Below are 25,745 nucleotides of genomic sequence, written 5' to 3' on the forward strand. Positions count from 1 at the left end.
CAGCGGCTGCTTTTGGCGAAAGTGAAAACCTTACGCCAATGCCGCGAGGCGATTGCTCAGGGCGTCTTTGGACTGCACACCGACGACGGTGTCTTTGGCGACTCCGTCTTTGAAGAAAACCAACATCGGGATGGAGCGGACGCCGAACTTCGCGGCGAGATTCGGAGCCTCATCGACATTCACTTTGCAGATTTTCACCTGACCAGCTTTGTCAGTGGCTAGCTCTTCCAGGATGGGGGTGAGCATGCGGCATGGGCCACACCATTCTGCCCAGAAGTCCACGATGACTGGCACGGTGGAGCTGGAGACTTCGGAGTCAAAATTTTCGTCGGTGAGATTGGTGAGTGCTGCGCTGGCCATGATGATGAGTGGTGTTTTCGAGAAGAACACGCTGGCACTATGAGCCATCGAATCAACGAAACTTTTCTTCAGCCGCCCTTGGGTTGATCCAAAAAGCAAACGACACGATTCAAATCACCGACCTAGAACCCGAGTGGGGGTGGGCTGACTAATGAAGGTACGTTTGACCCCATAACTTTGATACCGTTACCATAATTATTAGGCTGTATTTAATACTTGCATGTTTTATTAAATATCATAATTTCTGTTTGTTTCTGTATCCAAGTTGTCATTCTTTCCCCCATGCTACCGCTGATCGACCAAATCCTCGCTTCCTCGGGATGTGCCGAGTCGCCTGACGTACGCCAGGCTGTGGAGGATGCGTGCTTTAATCAGACATCCTTTGTCGATGCCGTGCTGGATTGCCAAGGCGTGCGTGAGCGCGACTTCCTGATGGCTCTGGCCAAAACGCTGACGCTGCCCTGGTGGGAGCCCGTGGAGTCCGAGGAGGACAAACCCGCCGAACAGGGCCTGCGCCGTGTACTCCCGGCAGAGATCGCACTGCGGCACCGTCTGCTCCCTCTATATACAGAGGAGATCAAAAACGACTCTGCCAGCATCACGGCAGATTCCTCTGCCATCGAGCCTGCCCGTAGGCTGCACATCGCGACTTTTGACCCGCTGAATCTCGTCGCGCATCAGCGAGTGGCCAGCAGCCTGAACATGCCCGTCATCTGGCACGTCGGGCAACGGACCCGCATCGTCGAAGGGCTGCAAAAACTCTATGGCCTAGGCGCGGACACCTTTGAGAAAATCCTGCGCGGCCGAGCCGACTGGGCCAGCGAGGAGCTGAGTGACGAAGTCACCGTGCTCGATGAACCCGAGGACGAGGAGGCCAGCGTGGTGCGATTTGTGAACCAAATCATCCGCCGTGGCCTCGATCAGCGTGCCACGGACATCCACGTCGAGCCGCAGCACGATCGCCTGCGCATCCGCTACCGCATTGATGGCCGACTCGAAGAACTCGCCGTGCCGGAGAACATCAAATCGCTCCAGGCCTCTGTCATCGCCCGTTTGAAAATCATGGCGCGGCTCGACATCGCAGAAAAGCGCCTGCCACAGGACGGACGTATCAATCTGGAGCTCGACGGCTTGCCCATCGACGTCCGCGTGGCCACCATTCCATCGGTGGAAGGCGAAAGCGTCAGTCTGCGCCTGCTCGCTCAGCAGCAGGTCACGCTCAATCGCCTCGGCCTCACCGACAGTCTGCGCCCCGTCGTCGAAGAGCTGCTAAAGCTGCCCAACGGCATCATCCTCATCACCGGCCCCACCGGCAGTGGCAAATCGACCTCGCTCTACGCCTTCCTCACCGAGCTAAATCAGACCCACCGCCGCATCGTCACCATCGAGGACCCCGTCGAGTACAAGATGCCCGGCGTCATCCAGATCGCTGTGAAGTCCGAGATCGGCCTCACCTTTGCCGCAGGCCTACGCAGCATCCTGCGTGGCGACCCGAACGTCGTCATGATCGGAGAAATGCGTGACCTAGAGACTACCGAGATCGCTGTGCGTGCGGCACTCACCGGCCACTTGGTTTTGAGCACACTGCACACGAACGATGCCATCGGCGGCATCAGCCGACTCGTCGATATGGGCGTCGAGCCCTTCCTGGTCAGCAGCGCGGTGCGTGCCTTCTTTGCCCAGCGGCTCGTGCGCAAGCTCTGCCCCCTGTGCAAAGCACCTGCTGAGGCCGAAACGGAGGAGTATCTCCGCTCCATCGACTTCCCATCACACCTACCGGGCCAGATCATGCGTGCCGTCGGCTGCGACGGCTGCCGTGGCAGTGGCTTCCAGGGCCGTCTCTCCATTTACGAAGTCGTGCTCGTCACGCACGCCCTCCAGCACCTCATCAATACCCGCGCCCATCCCGCCGAGATGCTGAAGCAAGCCAAGAGCGACGGCTACATCCCCATGCGCGGCTACGGCTTCCAAAAAGTCCTCAACGGCGAAACCACCATCGAAGAGGTGATGTCCGTCACCGCTGCGGGAGGCAGCCAAGCTCACTAATGAATGCCATCCATGAACTCCAAACCCAAGTGCTCAGTGCTTAGTGCTCAATTCATAACCCCAAGCACTAAGCACTAAGAGCTAACCACTTCTCGCCGCTTCACCCCATGCCCCTCTTCACCTACAGCGCCCTCGGCCCATCCGGCATCATGACCGGAGAGCTTACCGCATCGGATCGCGGTGAGGCGCTGTCCCTTTTGGGCAAAAAGAAAATCCAGCCCATCAAGCTCGAGGCCGCAGCCGAGACCAAATCCCCGACCAAATCCGCCGGGAAGGCCAAATCGACCGCGCAAGCCACCGCTGAGCCCGTCACCGGCCCCATCCACCTCAAGCTCCAGCAAGTCGTCCTCTTCGTCGAAGAGCTCGCCGAGCTCGTCGGTGCTGGCATCCAGCTCGAGCCCGCACTCGCCACTATGGAGCGCCGCCGTGAGCTCTCTGGCGTCAAAACACTCGCCGCCACGCTGCGTGGCAAAGTGCGTGACGGCATGTCCTTCTCCAAAGCCGTCGCCTCCACGAGCCCTAGCTTTGGGAATCTGTTCTGCGCTCTCGTTTCCGCCGGAGAGGCCAGCGGCTCGCTCAGCACCATTTTGAAGCGTCAGGCCACCTACATGCGCTCCCTCGCTGCGCTGCGGTCGAAAGTCTTCTCGGCGATGATTTACCCCGCCTTCCTCATCGTCGCCGCCGTCGGTGTCACGCTGCTGTTTGTCGTCTATCTCATCCCGAAACTCACCGAGATGCTCGACAGCACCGGTGGCACCCTGCCACTGCCTGCGCAGATCATTTTGAAGCTCAGTGATGCCTTCAAATCGACCTGGTGGATGCTCCTGCTCGGAGCCGTCATGGCCTTTATCTTCTTCCGCTCCTGGGTCGCCCGCCCAGAGTCCGCCATCCCCTGGGCACGCTTCAAACTCCGCGTCCCGCTGTTTGGCGAGATCTTCAAAGCCCGCTTCTACGTCCAGTTCCTCGAAACCATGGCCAATCTGCTCGGCAACGGCCTCACCATGGTCCACGCCATGCAGCTCACGCATCAGGCCATCGAGAATCCGCATTTGCAGCGCGAGTTCGAAGGCGTGCAGCGCCACGTCGGCGAAGGCGTCAGCCTCAGCCGTGCTCTGGACCGCAGTGGCCAGTTCCCACCGCTCCTGCTCGATATGGTCAACGTCGGCGAACAGACCGGCGACATGCCCGCCGCGCTCAGCCGTGCCGCCGAGCGCTTCGACAAAGAGCTCAGCAAGAAGATCGACACCCTCACCAGCCTCATCCAGCCCATCATCGTCTTCGTCATGGCCGGCATGGTCGGCATCGTCGCCTACATCATGATGAGCACCATCTTCGAAACCATGAACGCCATCAAATAATCCTCCTCTTACTCCTACTCTTACTCCTCCCCAAAGACCTTCCCAATCACCCAAAAACCACCCCACAACAGCCATGCACCTCCATCCCAAATCCAAACTCACGCATCGCCATTCCAGGGCCGCCTTCACGCTCATGGAAATGCTCCTCGTCCTCGGCATCATCGGCCTACTCGTCGGTGTCGCCGTCATGAACTTCGGCGGCATCCTCAACAGTGGCAAAAAGAAAACCGCCAAAGGCCACATCAGCGGCATCATGAATGCCGTCCGCACCTACGAGGTCGATACCATGAAGCTGCCCACAAACCTCCAAATCCTCGTTGAAAAAGGCAAGCTCCAGAAGCTCCCTCTTGATCCTTGGGAGAAGCCCTACATCTACCGCCGCCCCGGCATCAAAGACAAAACCGGCTTCGATGTCTATTCCTCCGGCGAAGACGGCATCCCTGACAATGCGGACGACATTGGCAGCTGGGACCTGTGATCCCAACCCACTGAAAATTGAGAACTGAATATTGAAAACTGCAAAATGACTGCGCCACGCGCCATCAGCACATCGAACGGGCTTCTGCACCTCACGGGACGGAAGCCCTTCGGCAATTTTCAGTTTTCAGTCCAAGGCCGCTCCGCTTTCACGCTATTGGAAATCCTCGCCGTCATGGCGCTCCTCTCGCTGATCCTGGGCATCTCCGTCATCAGCATCAGCGGCGTGCAGGACGAGGATCGCCTGCGCCGCGCGGCCTCCATGATCGAGACCACCGCCCGTGAGAACCTGCTGGAAGGCTCTCGAAACGCAGCAACCGGTCATCATGCCACCTCTCGGCTGGCTCCATCGGCGGCTCCGACTTTGGCACGAAGCTGGAAATCCGCCGTGTGGGTGAAAAAGCCTTCCGCCAGCCAAAACGCGGCGAGGAATGGGAATTCAGCCCCACCGGCATCTGCGAGCCCATCGAAGTCCGTCTCACCGGCCCCGGCGGCGAAGTCGAAATGGCCTTCGACGCCCTCACCGCCTGCGCCAAGCGCAAAACCCTCGATCTGAACGCCAAATCATGAGTCGCTGCGGTCCATTCCTGAATCCTGATTCGAGATTCCTGATTCCAAAATCAGGAATCAGGAATCATGAATCAGGATTCGCCCTGATGGAAATCCTCCTCTCCATCGCGCTCTTCGCCATGGTCGCAGTGGGCATGGTACAGGCGCTGGGCGGCATCGCACAGACGACCACCACCGCACGGCAGGAGGCCCAGGTGCTCCGCGTGCTGGAGTCCGTGCTCGCAGAGGTAGCACACCTGCCAGAGTTCAAAACCACCAAGTATCAATTCCCCAAAACTGGCGACGACATCGACGCCAGCGCCAGCATCGAAAAAGTCCGTCTTTTTACCAGAGACAAGATCGAGCTCGATCACATGTTCCGCGTCCGCGCCGAAGCGTGGATCACCGACGGCGTCACCCGCCGCGTCGTCCGCACCATGGAAACCTATGTTTATTCACCGAACAGCCCCATCTGATTCAGGATTCATGATTCCTGATTCGAGATTCCTGATTCCAAAATCAGGACGGAGGCCTATGGGCAAAAAGAATCATGAATCCGCCTTCACGCTGCTGGAGCTGCTATTGTGCATGGCGCTCATCGGTTTGATCCTCAGCGGCGTGTTCGGCGTGGCTCAAGGGGCCATGCAGCTCGGTAAGTCGATGGGCAATGCCCGCGTCACAGAAACACGGATCTCGAACTTCGTCACTGCGTGGCGTGATTATCTCGAAAACGTGCCCCCAGGCATCACGCTGGCCTCTGGCGCTGAAAAGTCGGTGCGCGGCTCCTCCGGCAATTTGTTCATTTTAGGCTCCCAAATGCCCTTCGTATGGGATCGGCGGCTCAAATCGGCCGAAGCGGTCGAATTCGGCATCGTGCGTGAACGCGGTAGCAAAAACCTCAACCTCGTCGTGCGGCACCTGAAGCGCCCCAAACAGGCCCGCATCCCCGAAGAGCTCGAAACCCTGGCCGAACTGCCCATCCTCGAAGGCCTGAAGCAGATGCAGTGGCAGTTTTACTCCGCCGAAGACAAAAAATGGTTCACCACCTGGGACCCCAAAAAGCGCCCCAGCCCACCGCTCTACCTGAAGCTCAAATTCGCCTTCCACGCTGATCCGCGAGAGCACGAATACACGTTTTGGCTGGGAAGCAGCCAAGTCCCTGTGATCGGCAATCAGCCACCGCCGCCCCCAGCGGCCCCGCAACAATGACAAATGCACTTCCAGCGAATGAAAACCGCAAGGTGAGCCAAATGGCTCGCCGGGGCCTTCGCGTAGCGCATTCATCATTCGCCATTCGTCATTCGTCATTGCGCCAAGGCTCCGCGCTCATCGCCGTCTTCTGGATGATCGCGGTGCTCGGTATGATCCTCTTTGCAGCGACCAAGGCACTCTACGCCGACACCGCCGCCACGCGCATGATGCGTGGACGCATTTTCGCCAAGCGCTTCGCTGAAATGGGCCTCGAAGTGGCTCGTCACCCGGCCATGCAGGTCGATGATCCGCTTTTGCACCATTCTGTGGACACGGGTGGTGGCTTTGACGTCACGCTGAAGACCGAGGAAGCCCGGCTCAACATCAACTACCTCCTCCTCAGCGGTGACAAAGTGCTGCTACGCCGACTTTTCACCCGCTGGGGCCTGAAGCCAGAATTCGTCACTCCGCTCTGCGATGCGCTGAAGGACTGGGTCGATGAGGACAACAAAGCTGGCCTCGCCGGGGCCGAGCGCCGCGAGTACGAGCGTATGGGCCTGGAGGGCATGCCCTTCAATGCCCCCTTCAAAGAAGTCGATGAAATGCTCAATGTGCGCGGCATGGAAGTCGTCCAGGCGCAGCGTCCAGACTGGCGCGAGTGGTTCACCGTCTATGGCGATGGCCGCATCGACGTGAATGACACCAGCGCGGAGATTTTGAGCCTGCTCGGCGACGTACCGATGGAGCGTGTGCAGCCCATTTTAAACTTCCGCCTCGGCCGCGATGGCATTCACCGCACCCGCGATGATCCGAAACTCAATAGCGTGCCGCAGGTAGCGCAGATGATGGGTGTGTTTCACCCGCAGGTCATCGCCCAGCTCACGCAATGGATTCAATTTAACGGCCCTATCCGTCGCATCGAAAGCGTCGGCTATATGGGCCCCCTGAAGCGCAAACTCATCCTCATCACGCAGGGCGGACAGGCCGTCTGGCGTGGTGAAATCCCTGTCACCAATGGCTAAGACACGTAAACCCACCACTGAGCTGCTGCTCCCATCGTCCTCCGTCTGGCAAAGCTGGATCGGCAATGATGGTGATACCGGCATGCACAGCGCAGACTTCACCGCACAGAGCGCACGCTTCAGCCGCGACTCCCAGCGCCGCGTGCTCGCCCTACCCGCTACCCATTTCTGGGCACTGCCCGCATGGCTAAAAGGCAGCAGCGAGCACCTACGCAGCATGGCACAGCTCCACCTGGAGCGCATGAGCGTGAAATGCGGCGAAGGCGAAGACAGCGTGCAGGTGCGCAGCATCAGCGAAAAAGATGATGCCCACCTCACCCGCATCCTCGCTCTCAAAGACCTGCCCACACCACTCGATGATCTCGCCCGTTTGCCGGATGAAGTCACGCTGCATGCGCTGTGTTACCCACTCGTCGCCAATAGCCTCACCATCTTCCGCGAGCTGGACCGCCTCGTCGTCGCCATCACCAGTGGCAGCGATCTGATCTACTGCACGCCTTTGTCCGCCAATCGCCTCGATGAGCACGCTTTGAGCGAACTGAACAACATCTGCCTCCAGCTCGGCTTCCAGCGTGTCCTCGGCCGACTCGAAGGCATCGTCCTCTGGGTGGAAGACGGTGACACCGCTCAGATCCAGCGCGTCACAGGCCTGCCCGCTTGGCGCAGTGAGCTACCACCGCCCACGCTACCGGAAAAAGGCAGCACCCTGCTCATGCCGGTGGATTTGAACCTAGAGCGTGCCCGGCAGGCCACTCGATCAAAGACCCGCCTCATCGCCTTCACCGTCGGTGCAGCGCTGGCCGCATGCATCGCCATCATCGCCACGCTCACCGCACTGGCCTTGCAGGAGCGGAACAAGCTCCGCAACGAAGTGGCCGCACTCATGCCCCGCGCCTCCCGCGTGGCCGAGCACCGCCGCACGTGGAATGAAGCCGCGCCCGCTGTCGATCCCACCTGCTGGCCGCAGCAGATGCTGCTGCACTGCCTGGAGAGTGAGGCATCGAAAGAGTCCACCATCACGCATTGGGAATGGACGCCGGAGCTGATGAGCATCACCGGCCGCATGCCCAGCGCATCCCTAGCCCTGCACTACCAGCAGGAGCTCACCGCCAACGAAAACCTGGCCCACTTCACCTGGACATCCAAGACAGGCGACATCGCTGCGGACAACAGCACGATTTTTGAAATGAAAGGAGAACTCGGAGAATGAAAAAGAGTGAAAAACTACTGCTAGGCATCTTTGCCGCGCTGCTGCTGCTCATGATCGGCGGTGGCGGTGTGCTCTTTGCCTATCGCAACTATGCTGAGATCAAAGACGAGGTCTCGCAGCTCGGCGACCAACTCGAAAACATGCGCTCCCAAGTCGCCAGCGGCGAAAAATGGGCCGCACGCCAGTCCTGGCTCGATGACAACATCCCTGGCTTCGCCTCACGCCAAGAAGCCAGCGCCAAGCTGCTCGAAGCCGTGCAAAAAGAGGCCGAAACCGCCAGTGTATCGCTGCTAGGCCGCGAAATCCTGGAAACCACCCAAGCTCTCGGCCCTGATGGCCTGCCGCTCGATGAAGCAGAGCAGCTCAACGCCTTTGACCGAGCTGCCGTAAAGGTCACGCTCAACGGCGTGAAGGAAGAGGACTTCTACCGCTGGCTCCACGCATTGCAGAAGCCCAAAAGCTTCATCGGCATCACCCGCTTACAGATCAACCCCAGCAGCAAATCCATCAATGCGGAGGTCGAATTCACCCAGTTCTACCGCCAACAGCAGGCCCCCAAAGTCACCAAAGCGAATTAATTTATGACTCACACTCCACGATTCATGATTCGGAATGTTCTTTCCGTCCTTTCGGTGCTTTGTGTGCTCCCTTTGCACGCAGAGGAAGCTTCTGACGCACCCGTCCCCTTCCCTGAGCTGAAACACTTCGCGCCGCTATGGGAGCGAAGCATCTTCACCACCAAGGATTTGCCCGCACCAGAGGTCGTCGGTGGTCCCAGCTTCATCGACAATCTCAGCCTCTCCGGCATGTATGAGATTCAGGGCGAAATCGTCGCCATGATCGTCGATAAAACCACTTCCATGGTCTATTCGACGAAGATCGGCTCTGAAAACGAGATCGGCGTCAAAATCCGCAAAATCACCGGCGAGATCACCGACAGCAAAACCCGCATCCAGCTCCAAAAAGGCGAGCAAGTCGGCTGGCTCAGTCAAAACGACGGCATGTCTGCTCCGTCTGAAGAAACGGTGAGGCCCGCTGGCATACCCGGCCAAGCTCCACAGGGCATCCCCGGCCAAGGAATGCCTGGTCAGCCCCGCCTAGGCCCCGGAGCCCCGAGTGGCCTGCCCACACGCCAAGCTCCGACTCCCGGAAACGCCAATCTACTGCTACCGCCACCAGCGGCATCAGCCCCATCCGCTATCGCGCCTGCTCCACCGCAGATCCAACAAAGTCCACCGCCCCAAATCACTCCGCCTGTGATACGCCCAGCCCCACAAGCTGCACCAACCGCCAACGACGACATCCCGCTACCTCCACCCTGATTCACTCGCACCAAGAAAAACAGGTGACGTGCTCTTGATCCTGATCTTTTTGGGTGATGGAGCCTTCTTTTACCCGAGCTGGACAATTTCCCGATACGCCCTGGACTCAGGTGCGGCTGGCGGGCGGAGCGGATACACTGGCGCGGGAGTCGTTTGGGACGCTGTGCCGCCTCTATTGGGCACCGCTGTATGGATTCGCACGGCGCAGCGGGATGGCACCGGAGGAGGCAGAGGATGTGGCGCAGTCTTTCTTCCTCCACCTGATGCAGGAGGAGACGATCCAGACTGCGGACAGTGAAAAAGGGCGGATGCGCTCCTTTTTACTGGGCTCCATGAAGCGCTTCATCTCCAATTGGCGGCGTGATGCGGCAGCGGTGAAGCGCGGAGGGCGACTCCAACGCGTGGAGTTTGATACGAGGGAGGTGGAGGCAGTGTGTGCTCGCAGTGCAGATGGTTTGTCTGCGGATGCTTTTTATGAGCGGCGCTGGGCGGTGGCGCTGCTGGAGCACGCGATGCGGGCACTGGAGGCGGAGCAGGTCCGCCAGGGCAAGTCGGAGCACTTTCGCGTGCTGAGTGAGTTCCTGACATCCCATGGCAAAGAGGCACACCATGCGGAGGCTGCGGCAAAACTCGGCCAAAGCGAAGGCAGTGTGCGAGTGGCGGTCCACCGCCTGCGTACGCGCTACCGCCAGCTGCTGCGTGAGCAGGTGGCACTGACCGTGGGTGGCGCCGCAGAGGTGGAGGATGAGCTTCGACACCTACTGGAGCTTTTTGGCAACTGAGAGCCTAAAACGCGTGTTTGGAGCAACCGAATGACAATGCCTGATACTTGCCCAACCTGCCATACGCCGCTGGAAAGCCGCGAGGAGCGCTCTTTCTGCCCGGCGTGCCTTCTACGCGGAATGATGGGTGATGATGATACGCTGGATGAGGCAACTGATGATGCGGTAACAATCATCACTGAGGCCGCAGCACCGCAGCCTGGACTGCCAAGACTGCCCCGACACACGCTTCAGGAAAAAATCGGCGAAGGAGGCTTCGCGAATGTTTACCGAGCACTCCAACGCGAGCCGGTGCGGCGCGAGACCGCAGTGAAGGTACTGAAGCCACAGGTGACCAGCGCGAATGTGCTGGCACGCTTTGAGATGGAGAGGCAGACGCTCGCACGGATGGAGCATCCTGGGATCGCGAGGCTGTGGGACAGCGGAGTGACAGAGGACGGGGTGCCGTTTTTCTCGATGGAACTGGTGCGCGGGGAGCCTGTGACGAGTTTTTGCGAGCGGCATAAGCTGCCGCTGGATGAGCGGCTGGAGCTATTCCGGCAGATTTGTGACGCCGTGCAGCATGCGCACGAAAAAGGCGTGCTACACCGCGATCTGAAGCCCTCGAACATCCTGGTGGCTGTGGACGGTGATGACTGGAATGTGAAAGTAATCGACTTCGGCATCGCGAAGGTGCTGGAGACCGCAGCAAGCGAGGAGGACAGTGGTGTGCACACCGCTATTCACCAGATGGTGGGCACACCAGGCTACATGAGTCCCGAGCAGGCCGCAGGTGGCTCGCAGGATGTGGATGTGCGCTCTGACCTTTATGCGTTGGGCGTGGTGCTCTATGAGCTGATCACGGGGTACACACCACTGAAGTGGGAACGGCAAGCAGATCCACAGTCGCGGCGCTATACGGTGGCTCAGCATGTGACACCACCCTCCACACTACCTGACACACTACTGCTCACACGCACGGAGAGGCGTGACATGGACACCATCACGCGCAAGGCCTTACAGCAAAGCTCGGGTCTGCGTTACGCCAGCGCGGCAGCATTTGCGGAGGATGTGCAGCGCCACCTCCAGGATGAGCCGGTGCTGGCCGGGGAGAAGTCATGGACGTATGTGACGGAAAAATTCACGCGTAGGCACCTACCGCTGGTAGCAGGCAGTGCGGTGGCACTCCTCGCCGTGCTAGTAGGGCTGACCGTCAGCACGCTGCTCTACCAGCGAGAGCAAAAGGCACGCGCAAACGTGGAGGCGGCACAGCGTGTCATTTTAAGCCGTGAGGCAGAGCTAAGCCGCACGCTGGGCCATGCCTACTTTGACGTGGCGCAGTTTTACAAGCGCGAAGGGGATGCACAGAGCGCGATAGCCAGCCTCTCACGCGCATTGCGGCAGCAGCCAGTCTTTGCCGAGGCGGCCGCTGACCTACAGATGATGCTGGCACAGGATGAGACGCCACAGCCTGTCGGTGAAGTCATCCAGCTGGACCCAAAGTGGGGCACGGTGAAGGAAAATGCCGGTGTGGTGAATGCAAAGGGCCAGGTGCTGGCGGTGCTTTTTGAAAAAGAGGATCATCAGCGCCTGATGCTTTTCCAAACCACTGACCAGGGAGCCTGGAGACAGCATGAATACCCGCTGGAGGCTACAGTGACGAACCTCGCACTCTCTGGCAATGGTGCCACGCTGGTCTGGGCGGACGAGCGTGAGCAAGTACACTTGGCTGACCTCATGGAAGATGGAGCGGTGGCTAAAACGAGCATTTGGCAGTCTGCGCAGCCAGTAAGATCGCTAGCGGCATCCGTGAAGTCCGAGGACATCTTCATCGGCTGCGCGGACGGCTCTCTGTGGATCCGAGAGGGACGGGCTCTGGAGTCCGTACGGCAGATCGGCAGCATCCCAGGCGCGGTGACCCATATCCAGCCTGCACCAAATAATCCACAGGTCATCGTCGGCAGCGACCGTGGAGAGGTATGGGAGTTCGAAAAACGCGGTGCACGGCCAGCACGCAAGCTCATGCAATTACCAGCCGCAGTCTCCGTGCTGACAGGCCTCGGACCTCTGGGATACCTCGCCGCCGGGGACACCAGCGGCCATGTGGCAGTGAAATATGCCAAGACGCCCGCAGAGACCCTACCAGAGCCGACTCGGCTGCATGAAGGGCCAGTAACCGCGCTGGCACTAACCCGCCAGCACACCCAACTCATCAGTGCCGGCGGCGGCACAGATCTGCGCGTTCGCTGGACGGACATCGAGAGAAAAATAGATGTGCTGCCCGCGCTGGAATCCCCAGGCCTTGTGCGCCGCATCCTCACCAGCCAGGGTGGGGAAGTCGCGGAGATCGTCTCCGCAGACTCTTCTGTGCGGCTGTGGCGCGGCAGCGGCGGGCCAGCACTGACACTACGCAGGCCGCAGCGTGCGCGGTTTGTGTGCATGAGCAGCCTGGGACGCTGCATGGCTGTATTGCGGGATTCAGGCACGGCTTTGGAGATACTCCAGCACTCCACGCTGGTGCATCCGGCGGTCGTGCTCGCGAAAGAAGCCAGCATGAAGGGGGAAACGCGAGCTCATGATGCGCTAGCATTCACCGCTGGTGACGAACAACTCGTGCAAACGACGGACGATGCGCGTTCCTGGCTCTGGAACCTATCCGATACGGAGTCTGAGGGCGTGGCAGAGTGGCAGAGCCCCGCGCTAGCCCTACAGCAGACTTTATCAGGCCCGCTCCTAGCGGCGCTGTTTGACGGCACACTCATGGAGGTGCCTACAGATGGTCGCAGCGTGATCAAACGCGTGGACGCTGACCCTGCTACGACCTGGGCGCTGGCAAACATCTCCCCAGACGGTCAGGCGGCAGTGTGGGCGGAGACCAGCCCGGATACACAGAAGTCCACCCGCGTGCGTGTGTGGCTCACAGGAGAAGAAAAACCGCTCAATCTGCAAGCAGAGCGCCTCTCCGCCATCGCCATCCACGCGGGTGTCCGCAAAATCGCCTTCGGCCTGAGCAACGGGCATGTACGAATCCTCTCGCCGCGTGGAGATCGCCCTATGCACCACTCATTGCACCAGAGTCGCGTCACGAGCACCGCATTTTCCCCGGATGGTAAAGTGTTGCTCACCGGCTCCTCCGACGGCACAGCGGCTCTCTGGCACAGCACGCTGCTCACGCCGCTAGCGGATCCCATTCACCTCGCAGAGCCGGTGCTCCGAGTGTGCTTTAGCGGAGACGGACGGCGCTTTGCCATCTGCGGTGCGAATCAGGCCGCCGTGGGGGATGCTGGCACACGCACGCTCATCGGTCAGCCATTCCGAGTGCGTGGCGCAGGCAAGGCACTGGCGCTGGACGCCACAGGCACCCGGATGGCCCTCACGGTGGGCTTGGGGGAAGTCATGCTGCTGGATGTAGCACCGCCACAGATGAGCCCTGCACCTGAGTGGTTTCTGAGATTAGCGGAAACACATGTCTCACGACGTGTCACACCACAGGGCAGCATCGAGTTCCTAGAATACCCTGGGCGCGGGGTCACACGTGGCCTGCTGCCGCCTGCCAATAGCCTCACTGCGGAGCAGCAGCCCTGGGGGTCGCTCGCAGAGTGGCTTTTCACGCACACTGGCCTGCGCACGCTCAGTCCGTGGTCCCAGCACACGCTGGAGGATTACCTCGCTCTCATCCAAAAATCCCCGCGCAGCCCACAGCGCCAGGCGGAGATGCAGCGCCTCAATCCGCTGCGCCACATCAAGTCAGAACCGCAGAAGCGCCCACTCGCAGCTCCCGCCGCGGCCCCACAGTGACGTCGGGGCTAACTTTCAACCGCGAAAGAACACCAAGAAGTGACAGGTACCCAACTGAGGAAAATATTTTCACAATCCCTGTAACTCAGCTCTAGCACTCCGGGAGAGGGAGAGATGCAAAGGTCAAAAAACGCCTTCATCTCAACCATGAAATCCACACCCATCCTCTACCGTCTCGCGGCAGCTGCCCTGCTCTTCATCCCTGCCCTCGCCCACGGCCAGGGCCAGCTCGCGCCTCCCGGTGCGGCTTATCCTTACCCGAATGAACGTGCTCTCAATGGTGCCATGGCACCCGTACCAAGCATGAAGACCCTGATGCAAATCGACGCCGGGGAGCACATCCCCAACCGCACTGCTGCTAATACCAATCTCAATGGCTCCCTCGGCCATTACGTACTGGCCAATCCAGGTCGCTACTACCTCACGGAGAATCTCGACAAGCGCATCCTCATCACGGCGGACAATGTCACGATCGATCTTGGCGGCTTTGAGGTGCGCTACACGGGCGCAGGCGTGGGCCCCATCGGTATCGAGGCGCAGAGTGGCGTCGCTGGCACCGTCGTGCGCACGAAGATCATCAATGGCCGCATCATCGGAAAATGGAGCACCGGCATCCAGCTCAATGATTTCAGTGTCGTCACCGGCGTAGATGTCGGCGGTGCGGACACCTATGGTATCAAGATCGGTAATTCCGGCCTGGTGGATCAGTGCCGCACCAGCGCAGGCTGGGCACCCGGGCCACAGGCACCTGGCCCTGGACCGCACAGTGGCATTTTTGCCGGTGAGGCCGCTGTCATCTCCTCCTGCAATGCCTCCGGCATCCGCGGCACCGGCATTCAATGCATGGATAACTCCCGTGTCACCGACTGCACCGTGAATCAAGTCGCGGGCTGCGGCATCGTCACTGCGCACAGCGGCAGCGTCGGCGGCTGTAGCGTGCGCACCTGCGGCGTGACCGGTTTTGACCTGAACTCTGGCAGCGCCCTCTTCAATAGCACCGCAGAGAGCTGCGGTGGCGCGGGTGTGCATGTGCGGAATGCCTGCACGCTGCAAAATGTGAACAGCATCCTCAATCTCAATCACGGCTTCCTGGTCGAAAACATCGCCCCGCCGAACACACCGCCTGTATTGGACAATGCCACGAACTTTTTGCAATGCCTGGCTCAGAGCAATACCGGCGACGGGTTCTTGGTGACTAGCCAATGCACCTTCACCCACTGCACAGCGGACAAAAACGGCACCGCAGGCCAAATCGGCAGCCCTCCAGGTAGTGGTGACGGCTTCCGCTTCGGTAATGGCTGCCGCCTGAGCAATTGCACCGCCAGTCAGAACATCGACGACGGCTTCCAGGGCGATAATGCCAACACCCTCGATCAAAACAGCGCCCTCGCCAATGGCGACAACGGTATCGAACTCACCACCGATCAAAACATCGTCATCCGCAATACCCTGCGGGCCAATACCACCGCCCCCATGCAGCCAGCCGCAGGCGCTGGTGGTCTAGCCCCCACCATGCTGCCCTCCGCTCCGCCCCCGGTGAATCCTTTCGCGAACTTCAGCCTGTGAAGCTGGCAGCCCCAAGCTGTCGAATGAGAAATCAAAACCCTCAACACCTCTCTTCACCGCCATGAAAACGAAAACACTCATCCTCGCCGCGATCTGGGGCGGCACCCTGGCCGCACAGGCTGCTAGCACTCCCTTCTCGTGGGGAGGCAACAGCGCTGGACAGCTCGGTGACGGCACCACCACAGATAGCCTCACGGCTGTGGCCGTGGATACTAGTGGTGTGCTCTCCGAAAAGACAATCGTCGCTTTGAGTTCTTGTGCGAGCGCCAGCCACACACTAGCTGTGGCATCTGACGGGACGGTCTATGGTTGGGGTTACAACTACAATGGGGAACTCGGCGATGGCACTACTGCAAATCCTTACAGTCCAGTCGCAGTCTCGATGACGGGTGCTTTAGCAGGCAAGACAGTCGTCGCGGTGGCCGCCGGCTATTACCACAGCCTTGCTCTCACATCCGATGGCCTGCTCTTTGCATGGGGTAAGAATAGTTCAGGTCAACTCGGTAACGGCAGCACCACGGATAGCACGACTGCGGTGGCAGTGGATATGGCCGGTGCTCTCTCTGGTAAAAGCGTCACAGCCATAACCTGCGGCGGTGAATTTTCTGCTGCGGCAACTTCTGACGGACTCGTCTTCACCTGGGGAAGCAATAGCGTTGGTCAGCTTGGTAATGCCACCAACACGAACAGCACTGTCCCCGTGGCAATCAACACAAGCGGAGTGCTTTCTGGAAAAGTCGTCACGCAAATCAGCGCAGGCCTGGCCCACATGCTAGCCTGCACCTCAGATGGTCATGTCTATTCATGGGGAATTGGCGCCTCGGGTTGTCTAGGAAATGGCGCTTCTGTCAGTAGCAACGTACCAGTCGCTGTGGATGTCACTGGAGTGCTCGCCTCTAAAAGCATCATCAAAGTCGGATGCACCGCTAACTCCAGTGCTGCATTATCCTCTGATGGTCTGATCTATACATGGGGTTTATATGCGCTCGGCAATGGTACAGTCTCGGGTAGCGACACACCAGTAGCGGTGGATACGAGTGGAGTTCTCTCCGGTAAGGTCGTCACTCACATTTCAGGCGGTTCCTATCATATGCTCGCACTCACCTCAGACGGTGAACTCTTCTCTTGGGGGTATAACTATTTTGGTATGCTCGGCGATGGCAGCACGACTGAAAGGGACTCCCCCGTAGCGGTCGATAGCTCTGGTGTCCTCGCAGGCATGGCTCCGAGCCTTATTTCGACGGGATACTATCAATCCTTCATCCTCGCCTCTCCCTCCACCTCCACCATCACCGCCACCGCACGCCACACCTATGCCGCGAACTTCGGCTGGCTGAACTGGCGCACGAATCCGCTCGCCACCGACGCACCGGTCATCGAGGCCACCATGCTGCATGGCAAGGTGTACAGCTCCAACGTAGGCTGGATCGACCTCGGCGATGGCACACCCACCGGCAGCGGCAGCCAGTACACGCAGACCGGTGGTGACATCGGCGTGAATCACGACGGCTCAGGCGGCCTCAGTGGATATGCGTATGGCGCAAACATCGGCTGGATCACCTTTGATCCCGCCATCGCTGCGCCCCCCCGCGTGAATCTCACCACCGGTGCCTTCAGCGGTTACGCCTACTCCGCGAACTGCGGGTGGATCCACCTCGGCAGCCTCACCACACGCATGAATCCCGGTGCTGATACAGAACTCCTCGCTGTTGGCGGCAGCGGGGATGGCATCGCAGATGCCTGGGAGCAGGAGCAGGCACAAAACGCCGGCATCACGCCCAATCTGGCCAATCTCGGATTCAGCCCCAACAGCGACTACGATGGCGACGGCGTCAGCGACTACCTCGAATACCTCGCCGACAGCAATCCCTACAGTGCAGGCAGTCAGCTAAAAATCACCGACTTCACCCACAATCCCAGCACCGGTGAAATAGACCTCGGCTGGAACAGCAGTGCCCGCCGCATCTACAAGGTGTTTTGCAGCAGTGATCTACTGACCTGGACGCAAGTTGGAGCCACGCAGACTGGCGGCACCAGCTCACTCCAGCTCACTGGCCCAGCCGCGCCACATCTCTTCTTCCGTGTGGAGACGCTACTGCCACTGAGTCAGTGATTTTGGAGAGCACAAAGCCACGCCTGCGGCCTCGATCACTCCCACTCGATGCTGGCGGGCGGCTTGGTGCTGATGTCGTAGAGCACGCGGTTTACGCCTTTGACGCGGTTGAGAATCTGATTGGATGCATTCCGCAGCACACTATATGGCAGCTCCACCCAATCGGCGGTCATCGCATCTTCGCTGATGACAGCACGCAGGGAGATGGCTTGCTCGTAGCTGCGCTCATCGCCTTTGACGCCGACGGTCTTCACTGGCAGCAGCGCGGCATAGGCCTGCCATGTCTGCTCATACCAGCCACTCCGGCGGAGCTCGCCGATGAAGATGGCATCGGCCTGCTGGGTGATGGCGACACGCTCGGGCGTGATCTCGCCCGGAATACGCACGGCGAGGCCGGGGCCGGGGAATGGATGCCGCCACAAAGCGCGGTGCGGGATGCCCAGACTGGCGCCGAGGGCTCGGACTTCGTCTTTGAAGAGCTCTGCGAGCGGCTCCAGCACTTTCCCCTGCTCTTTGAGCTCCATGATGCGATCGACACGATTGTGATGCGTTTTGATCTTGCTGGCAATGCTGCCGCTGGTGGCGCTTTCGATGACGTCGGGATAAAGCGTGCCCTGGGCGAGCAGTTCGACGTTGTCGGCCACTTTCCAGAATTCTTCGACAAAGAGCGTGCCGATGATGCGGCGCTTCTGCTCTGGATCGGTGATGCCTTTGAGCGCTCCGAGGAAGATGGCGCTGGCGTCGATCTGCTCGATAGGGACACCGACTTCACCGAAGAGTGCTTTCACCTCAGCAGACTCATTCAGACGCATGAGGCCGGTGTCGATGTAGATGCAGCGCACCTTCACTCCCGCCCGCGCCAGGAGCACGGCGAGCACGGTGCTGTCCACGCCGCCGGAGACGCCGCAGATGACTTCGCGATTGCCGACTTCCGTTTTGATGCGCTCGATCATCTGGGCTTTGAACTCCTGGATGTCGAATTTGGCGAGCTGCGCCCCGCTTTTGGTCAAAAAGTTCCGCAGGATGGCGGTGCCCTCATGCGAATGCGTGACCTCTGGGTGAAACTGGATGCCCCAGCAGCGATCCGACCACTTCAGCGCCACGGGGACGGCATCTTCATTGGCCGCGATGACTTTCGTCGTGGTGGCCAGATTCGCGCAGGTGTCGCTATGGCTCATCCAGACCTGGGATTCGTGCGAGATGCCATCAAAGAGGTCTGCGTGATCTGTCACGACGAGCTTGGCAGGACCGTACTCGCGGGTGACGCCGGGCTTCACGGTGCCGCCATGCTTGATATTGAGGAGCTGCATGCCGTAGCACACGCCCAGCACCGGCACGCCAAAGGACATCAGTTTGTCGAAATCGACATCCGGTGCATCTTTCTCCGAAGTGCTGCGCGGGCCGCCGGATAGGATGATGGCACCTGGATTTTGTAATTTCGCCAATTCCGCAGGCGGATACAGGTGTGAGACGAAGCCGAGCTCGCGGACGCGGCGGACGATGAGCCTGGGAATACTGGGAGCCGTAATCGAGGACGGCGACTTCTTGGGGCGTCATGGGGAAGGTAGCAGCCTTTACGAAGAGCGGCGGCCCTTGCAAGCAGCAGTCAGCCCTCCCGCCCGCCCCGCCCCATCTGGAGCCAAAGGCAGACCGGGACAAGAATGCAGGGTGAGAGGCGTTTCCTATGCCCCCGCTTATGAAATCCCTTTTCCTTTTCTTTTGCCTCGCCACAGCGGTGCTAGCTCGTCAGCCGAATGTCGTTCTCATCCTCGCCGATGACCTGGGACGCGGGGATCTGGGCTGTTATGGCCAGAAAATCATCCGCACGCCGAATCTGGACCGCATGGCGGCAGAGGGGATGAAGCTGATGGATCATTACAGTGGGAATGCCGTGTGTGCCCCTTCGCGATGCGTGTTGATGACAGGCATGCACCCTGGGCATGCCTTCATCCGTGATAATCGACAGGCTGATAACGCGAAAGGGCTCCCTAAAATGGGCAAGCCGGAGCACGAGGGCCAGTTTCCCATTCCTGATGCGACTCAGACAATGCCAGAGGCATTCCGAGCAGCCGGGTATGTGACGGGTGGTTTTGGAAAATGGGGCCTCGGGGGGCCTGGTAGCACCGGGGAGCCGCTCAAACAGGGCTTTGATCGCTGGTTCGGCTACAACTGCCAAGGTGTAGCGCATAATTTTTATCCCACCTATCTCTGGGATAATGACAAAACCATTGATCTGAAGAATGCCCCCTTCCCCTCCAATGACAAACTCAGGCCCGATGAGGACCCGAGCAAGCCAGAGAGCTACAAGCGCTTTCAGGGCCGCGAGTACTCGGCAGATCTGATCGCAGACGCTGCGCTGGACTTCGTCCGCGAGAACAAGGAACGGCCCTTCTTTCTGTATTGGCCCACGACGGTGCCGCATCTCGCCCTCCAGGTGCCAGATGACTCGCTAGCGGAGTATGTAGGCAAATTTGATGATCCACCTTATCCCGGCGGCAAGGGCTACACGCCCCACTTCCGCCCCAGGGCGGCCTACGCGGCGATGGTGACACGCATGGATCGAGAAATCGGAAAAATGATGACGCTGATCGCTGATCTCGGGCTGGATGAGAACACGATCTTTATCTTCATCAGCGATAATGGCTCCCTCCATGGCACGCATCAGGGTCTGGGCGGTGTCGATGCAGCTTTCTTTGATAGCAGCGGTGGGCTGCGTGATGGCAAGGGCACGCTCTATGAAGGTGGCATCCGATCCCCTGGCATCGTGCGCTGGAAGGGCCAAGTCGCGGCGGGCAGCACCAGCACGGCTGTGACCGGGTTTGAGGACTGGATGCCGACTTTACTCGATCTCTGCGGCATCCAGAAAGCCAGCAGTGACATCGATGGGCTTAGTTTCGCCGCACTACTGCGCGGCAAAGGCAATGTGGGCCGAGATTTCCTCTACCGTGAGTTCACTGGCTACGGGGGCCAGCAATGTGTGCGCATGGGGAAATGGAAGTACATCCGCACAGGCCTAAGCGCTGGCCCAAAGAGCAAACGCGGCGCAAAAACGGCCGAGGAACTCTATGATCTAGAAAACGATGCCGGAGAGTCGAAAAACGTCATTGCGGAGCATCCAGACGTCGTCGCGAAGATCCAAGAGATCGCTGCACGCGAGCATCGCAACAGTGCCGAGTTCAAATTCCCCGCTCTGGATAAGTAGTGAGGCCTGCTATTTCTCCTCTCCAGGGAACAGCAGCCAACGATCTGCGACGATCTCCGTAATCATGACGCAGTGATCTGACTGTGCTGTGGGTGGGAATGCGATGCGCAGTGTGATGGCAGCTTTGGTGCCTGGACGGCGCAGCGGAGGCAGTGGCAGACTTTTGGCTGGGACAATGAGTCATAGGAGGGGGCTCCGAGACAGTGAAACGGCATTACCTGGCACTCAGGCGGCGAAACAACCAAGCTCCAAGCCCGAGAAAAATCACATTGGGTGCCCACATGATGAGATGCGGCAATGCGGCCGGTTTATCGTTCATGGCATCCCCCATGATGATGAATGCCATGTACACCAAAGCGGTAGCGATGCCGATGACGAAGCCGGCGCTGGTTTCACGCCGCTGCGCAGTCACACCGAGCGGGATACCCACAAGGGCGAAAGTGATGGAGGCGAGAGAGAAGCTATAGCGCTTATGCAATTCTGTTCGGGAAAGTGAGCGCTCTTGAGGGGTCATTTCAGCATCCGTGAAGATGTCCCTCGATGTATCCACCTCCTGGGAGAGAGCGGATGTGGTCTTCATGCTGGCATTCACCCGCACGGTGTCTTTTTGCAACTCCTCGAGGGAAAATGCCAACCACGCATCTCGGATGCCTAGTGTGGTCGGAATTCCTTCGCCGGACGCTGCCACGCCACCTTCCGTGTTCATACCACGCAGGTTGAGGGAAAAGTTAAGGGAACCGGGCGTGGTATGCAGCTCACCTTCATCTGCACGGATGTAGGAGGCACCTGTTCCCGCATCAAGTTTCATGATATGTAGGTCACTCAGTTTCGTGCCTTCACGTTTGCCCGTGTAGATGCGGTAGCCTGGCATTTTATCGAGCACTTGGCCTTCTTGGAAAAGCGTTTCAGGGTTCTGCGCCACGACACTGTAAAAAAGCCTTTTCATGCGATCTTTCGCAGCAGGAGCTAATTCCACATTCACCCAAAAACAAATTCCGGCCAATACGAAGGCCAATGCAAAGACCGGCAGACATATTCGGATCATCGACATCCCGCTCATGCGCATGGAAACGAGTTCATTGTCCGCCGATAGCCTGCCAAAGACTAGCAGGATAGCCGTGAGGAATGCCCAAGGGATGGTGTAAATGAGCGAAAACGGCACCACCAGTCCAACAAACTCCATGACGACCGAAAGGGGCAGCTCCGTATTGCCGAGCAGCTCATCGAGCTTTTTTATACACATTGCCCAGCACCATGACGCCGCTGAGTAAGCCCACACCGATAAGCGTCGCCATTCCGATCTGGCGTGCGAGGTAGCGGTCTAAAATTCGCGGGAGCATGGAGAGTGTGCAGGGGGCTCCGTTCTGTGTTCTCTGTTCGCCTAGCTTGCAACTCAGAAACAAGGAGTGCCGCCCCAGACCAAAAGACTTTGCTAGAGGCCACTTTTTCGCACTTTGGGTGTACCATGGCAGAAAATGAGACGGAATCCCCACCAATGACCCGCGACCAACTCGCAGAGGACTTCCTGTGCTACATGGATGCAGAACGACGCAGCTCGCCGCGCACGCTGGGGAACTATGAATTGGCAATGCGTCAGTTCCGTGAGTGGCGGACTCCCTTTAAAGGCTGGGACCAGCTCACGGCGGATGATTTTCGCGCATTCCTTTTCCACCTCATGAAGCAGGAAAGGGGCCGCGCCACGATACGACTGCAATTTGCGGCATTACGTAGCTTCTTCAAATGGCTCACCCGCAGACGCGACTGGACTCACAATCCACTATTGGACGTGCAATTGCCAAAACTGGAGAAAAAACTGCCCGTAGTCTTCACCCAGACGCAAATCGAGGAAATGCTCGCACTGCCTCTGAAGTCGCCTAAAGACAAACAGGCAGCCTCCTGGTCTCCAGAGCGTGATGCGGCCATTTTGGAGATGTTTTACTCCACCGGCATGCGCTTAAGTGAACTCGCTGGACTCGATGTCACCGATGTGGATCCGATTGGAGAAATTGTGCGAGTTTTTGGCAAAGGCCGCAAAGAGCGTCTCTGCCCGCTAGGCCAACCCGCATTGGAGGCGCTCCAGCGCTATCGGCATAAGGCACGGGTACATGACGGTGCATTATTCATCAGCAAAGTTCGCCGACGCATGTCACTCATCGCAATCAGCGAAGTGGTAAAGAAATACTGGGTCCAAAGCGGACTGGCCGTCCATATGACGCCGCATAAATTCCGCCACAGCTTTGCAACTCACTTGCTGAACAACGGCGCAGATCTCCGCAGCGTTCAGAGCTTACTCGGACACGCCAGTCTCAGCACAACGCAGATCTACACGAACGTCTCCACACAGAGAATGAAGGAAGTCTATGACGCCGCGCACCCTAGGGCATGAGCTCACATCTTCAAAGTAGGCGTTTGCCCAATGATTCTGAGTCCATGAAGAGTGAGGTCTGCATCTACGGCAATATCTTCCTCCATACCGCTGATGATCCACGCAGCATCGCCACCCGTCGCGACGATTTTCGGTGCAGTGAGCTCTTTGCGAAGGGCCTCTAGGATACCTTTTACCATACCTCGATAACCGATAGCGGCCCCAGCAAGAATGGCGTCTTTTGTTGATGTGCCAATGGCGCTAGTTGGCTCACTCAACTCCACGCGTGGTAGTAGCGCGGTGCGCTCGTGAAGATAATCGGTCATGAGGCGCAACCCGGGGGCGATCACCCCTCCGATATAATTGCGATCCTCACTCAAAATATCAAAAGTAACCGCAGTGCCAAAGTCAATAACGATGCCAGGTGCTCCATGCATCGAGGAGAGCGCGACCGCATTTGCCAAACGATCTGGTCCGATGGTTTCAGGCTTAGGGTATCGAATACCAATTCCCATGGGAGTATCATGCCGCAAAACGGTTAATTTAGTTCCGAGCACCTCAGTGAAAGCCTCGACCGCTTTTGGCACAACACTACACAAAATCGCTCGACCAAAAGACCAACCGGTTACGACTTGATGAATGGTTTCTGGAGAAATATCCCGCGTGGCCTGCTCACGTCGCTCTAAAATGACGTCGCTAGTTGCTAGGCCGAATTTTGTGCGCCCGTTACCAATGTCGATGAGCAGTAGATTGTTCTTCACGCTCCCAAAGTGGTGTTAGGGCGATGTTTTGGCAAATCCCAGAAAAAGCGCATCGCAATCACGCCTATCCAAGGTGCGATTCCGGCTATCACGAGACCTTCGTCGTATGATCCTGTCTTATCAGCGATCCATCCAAAGAATTTATGAAGCGGGGAAGTCACAGCCCAGACCCACATGCTCAATAAACCAGTAACCTGACCGACGTGCAAAGGGGATAGCTCCTGTACGAAGCTATAATAACACGGAAACAGAGCCAAAGCGCCAGCACCGATAATGAGAAGAACCCCTAACAGCAACCATCCTTGAGTCAGCCACGGCAGCGAAACACTCATGGATGTAAATAAACATGCTCCCGCATAAACCCATCGGCGTGATTGATGCGCATCGAACCCGCGCTTCGCCAGAAATATTGAGAAAATGCCGGCAAAAATGCAGCCTACGTCGGTAGCGATGTAGTACGCACTTTGAAAGTCGAGCGCCGCCGCCTCAGTGTAACCCCGGCCAGTCTGTAGAAACTTCATCATCCAAACGCGATAAATATGCCAAACCGTTTGAGTTCCTGTGATTAGAAGAGCTAGCGCCCAAAATCGGCTACTGAAAATTAATTCGGAAATTTTCCGACCATGAGTAACCTTCGTATTTTGGGGAGCTGTATCCAATTCGCTGGGCCGCATTGTAACAAACCAGAGCAGGACCCATCCCAACCCTGTTGCCCCCACAATCACAAAAGCGCCGCGCCATGATCCAATTTCGTCAGTCATGAGTGCTTTCATGATTTGTGGCGTAACAATGGCGCCAATGCTCGCGCCACTTTGCAATACACTATTGCCCATTGTGCGATCCTTTTCAGTCAGAAGAGAAAACGTTGTTTTTAGTGCGCATGGCCAGTGACCGGCTTCAAAAAAACCGAGCAAAAACCGACAAAGTAGCAGCTCGTGGTAGCTACTGGTCCAACCTGAAACCATTCCCATAATGGACCAACCGGCCAAAACGAACGGATATAGCCAATAAATTCGAAAGCGATCTGCCAACAATCCAAATACCAGCGATCCAAAAGCGAATGCCCATCCAAAAAGCAGCTCCAAATTTCCATATTGTTCCTCGCTAAGCGAAAACTCTTTTGTCACTCGGATAGAAGCGTTCGCCAAAGTGACGCGATCCATATAATTGATCGTTGTCGCTAGCAGTAGCAGTCCACAGACATACCACTTCCAAATATTTGAGCGTTTTGAATCCATGGAGGTTTGAGCCAACAATGACGAAGGACTATACGTCGATTGGATTGGAGCCTATTGCAGTAAACCAATCGTAAAACCCGTTTTGATTTAAGTTTGCATGAGCTGAACGGGTTAGGACTAAACCTCAAAGGTTGAAATGCGAAGAAATGGCTGGCGTGAAGAAATGAATAAACACTGCGTGTAAAAAAAGACACCCCGCATTTCTTTCGAAATGCGGGGTGGATTAAACTGGCAACGTCCTACTTTCGCGGAGCCTATCGCCCAACTATCATCGGCGCAACAGCGTTTCACTTCCGTGTTCGGGATGGGAACGGGTGGGGCCACTGTGCCATGGTCACCAGACTGCAAATCACGAGCCGTGTGGCTGTGATTTGAGTGTCTGGGGACACTCGGAGCAAAGTCCAAG

The 25,745-nt window shown here is 58.2% G+C and carries 20 protein-coding genes, 1 rRNA gene and 1 pseudogene; 16 read left to right on the forward strand and 6 right to left on the reverse strand.

Annotated features, from left to right (window positions below):
• Positions 1 to 30: 30 nt before the first annotated feature.
• Entirely contained in the window at positions 31 to 360 is a 330-nt protein-coding gene (gene trxA, locus IPK32_15345) for a thioredoxin (protein MBK8093317.1), read from the reverse strand.
• Between the two features lie 282 nt (positions 361 to 642).
• Here trxA and IPK32_15350 point away from each other — a divergent pair, with 282 nt between their 5' ends.
• The 14 genes from IPK32_15350 to IPK32_15415 all read left to right on the forward strand — a co-directional run bounded on the left by IPK32_15350 (position 643) and on the right by IPK32_15415 (position 17,773).
• Positions 643 to 2,406, forward strand: a complete 1,764-nt coding sequence (locus IPK32_15350; GenBank protein ID MBK8093318.1) for a type II/IV secretion system protein — start codon at positions 643 to 645, stop codon at positions 2,404 to 2,406.
• A gap of 107 nt (positions 2,407 to 2,513) precedes the next feature.
• Entirely contained in the window at positions 2,514 to 3,764 is a 1,251-nt protein-coding gene (locus IPK32_15355; GenBank protein MBK8093319.1) for a type II secretion system F family protein, read from the forward strand.
• A gap of 73 nt (positions 3,765 to 3,837) precedes the next feature.
• Positions 3,838 to 4,242, forward strand: coding sequence for a type II secretion system protein GspG (locus IPK32_15360; protein MBK8093320.1), 405 nt, complete (start codon positions 3,838 to 3,840; stop codon positions 4,240 to 4,242).
• 45 nt (positions 4,243 to 4,287) lie between these two features.
• Complete coding sequence (locus tag IPK32_15365; protein ID MBK8093321.1) at positions 4,288 to 4,797, forward strand: type II secretion system protein; 510 nt, start codon at positions 4,288 to 4,290, stop codon at positions 4,795 to 4,797.
• A 100-nt stretch (positions 4,798 to 4,897) separates the two neighbouring features.
• Entirely contained in the window at positions 4,898 to 5,266 is a 369-nt protein-coding gene (locus IPK32_15370; protein ID MBK8093322.1) for a hypothetical protein, read from the forward strand.
• A 58-nt stretch (positions 5,267 to 5,324) separates the two neighbouring features.
• Complete coding sequence (locus IPK32_15375) at positions 5,325 to 5,999, forward strand: prepilin-type N-terminal cleavage/methylation domain-containing protein (GenBank protein ID MBK8093323.1); 675 nt, start codon at positions 5,325 to 5,327, stop codon at positions 5,997 to 5,999.
• A gap of 98 nt (positions 6,000 to 6,097) precedes the next feature.
• Positions 6,098 to 7,003 (forward strand): general secretion pathway protein GspK, encoded by a 906-nt coding sequence (locus IPK32_15380; protein MBK8093324.1) that lies wholly within the window; start codon positions 6,098 to 6,100, stop codon positions 7,001 to 7,003.
• Positions 6,996 to 8,213: a hypothetical protein gene (locus IPK32_15385; GenBank protein MBK8093325.1), complete on the forward strand. Its 1,218-nt coding sequence runs from the start codon at positions 6,996 to 6,998 to the stop codon at positions 8,211 to 8,213. Before IPK32_15380 ends, IPK32_15385 begins: the two co-directional genes overlap by 8 nt.
• Positions 8,210 to 8,791, forward strand: coding sequence for a hypothetical protein (locus IPK32_15390; GenBank protein MBK8093326.1), 582 nt, complete (start codon positions 8,210 to 8,212; stop codon positions 8,789 to 8,791). The genes IPK32_15385 and IPK32_15390 overlap by 4 nt, the downstream gene beginning before the upstream one ends.
• A 24-nt stretch (positions 8,792 to 8,815) precedes the next feature.
• Positions 8,816 to 9,535, forward strand: a complete 720-nt coding sequence (locus IPK32_15395) for a hypothetical protein (protein MBK8093327.1) — start codon at positions 8,816 to 8,818, stop codon at positions 9,533 to 9,535.
• Positions 9,536 to 9,591: 56 nt separating this feature from the next.
• Complete coding sequence (locus IPK32_15400) at positions 9,592 to 10,317, forward strand: sigma-70 family RNA polymerase sigma factor (GenBank protein ID MBK8093328.1); 726 nt, start codon at positions 9,592 to 9,594, stop codon at positions 10,315 to 10,317.
• 36 nt (positions 10,318 to 10,353) lie between these two features.
• Complete coding sequence (locus IPK32_15405) at positions 10,354 to 14,094, forward strand: protein kinase (GenBank protein ID MBK8093329.1); 3,741 nt, start codon at positions 10,354 to 10,356, stop codon at positions 14,092 to 14,094.
• Between the two features lie 147 nt (positions 14,095 to 14,241).
• Entirely contained in the window at positions 14,242 to 15,660 is a 1,419-nt protein-coding gene (locus IPK32_15410; protein ID MBK8093330.1) for a right-handed parallel beta-helix repeat-containing protein, read from the forward strand.
• 61 nt (positions 15,661 to 15,721) lie between these two features.
• Positions 15,722 to 17,773 (forward strand): hypothetical protein, encoded by a 2,052-nt coding sequence (locus IPK32_15415; protein MBK8093331.1) that lies wholly within the window; start codon positions 15,722 to 15,724, stop codon positions 17,771 to 17,773.
• 35 nt (positions 17,774 to 17,808) lie between these two features.
• Here the strand turns inward: IPK32_15415 and guaA are convergent.
• Positions 17,809 to 19,330 (reverse strand): annotated as a pseudogene (gene guaA, locus IPK32_15420) (glutamine-hydrolyzing GMP synthase).
• Between the two features lie 127 nt (positions 19,331 to 19,457).
• On the opposite strand from guaA, the gene IPK32_15425 reads away from it, so the two are divergent.
• The gene (locus tag IPK32_15425; GenBank protein MBK8093332.1) at positions 19,458 to 20,975 is read left to right on the forward strand and encodes an arylsulfatase; all 1,518 of its coding nucleotides are present in this window, start codon (positions 19,458 to 19,460) and stop codon (positions 20,973 to 20,975) included.
• Positions 20,976 to 21,189: 214 nt separating this feature from the next.
• Here the strand turns inward: IPK32_15425 and IPK32_15430 are convergent, their stop codons facing one another.
• Complete coding sequence (locus IPK32_15430; protein MBK8093333.1) at positions 21,190 to 22,218, reverse strand: LptF/LptG family permease; 1,029 nt, start codon at positions 22,216 to 22,218, stop codon at positions 21,190 to 21,192.
• Positions 22,219 to 22,470: 252 nt separating this feature from the next.
• Between IPK32_15430 and IPK32_15435 the strand changes: the two genes are divergently transcribed.
• On the forward strand, positions 22,471 to 23,361 hold the full coding sequence (locus IPK32_15435; protein MBK8093334.1) for a tyrosine recombinase XerC: 891 nt from the start codon (positions 22,471 to 22,473) through the stop codon (positions 23,359 to 23,361).
• A gap of 2 nt (positions 23,362 to 23,363) precedes the next feature.
• Here the strand turns inward: IPK32_15435 and IPK32_15440 are convergent, their stop codons facing one another.
• From IPK32_15440 to rrf, 3 genes are all read right to left on the reverse strand, one after another.
• Positions 23,364 to 24,101 carry a type III pantothenate kinase gene (locus IPK32_15440; GenBank protein ID MBK8093335.1) on the reverse strand — a complete coding sequence of 246 codons (738 nt, stop codon included), beginning with the start codon at positions 24,099 to 24,101 and terminating at the stop codon, positions 23,364 to 23,366.
• The gene (locus tag IPK32_15445) at positions 24,098 to 25,339 is read right to left on the reverse strand and encodes an MFS transporter (GenBank protein ID MBK8093336.1); all 1,242 of its coding nucleotides are present in this window, start codon (positions 25,337 to 25,339) and stop codon (positions 24,098 to 24,100) included. The genes IPK32_15440 and IPK32_15445 overlap by 4 nt, the downstream gene beginning before the upstream one ends.
• Positions 25,340 to 25,565: 226 nt before the next feature.
• Positions 25,566 to 25,681, reverse strand: a 5S ribosomal RNA gene (rrf, locus tag IPK32_15450).
• Between the last annotated feature and the right edge of the window lie 64 nt (positions 25,682 to 25,745).

The organism is Verrucomicrobiaceae bacterium (assembly GCA_016713035.1).
In the GTDB taxonomy this organism is placed as follows: domain Bacteria; phylum Verrucomicrobiota; class Verrucomicrobiia; order Verrucomicrobiales; family Verrucomicrobiaceae; genus Prosthecobacter.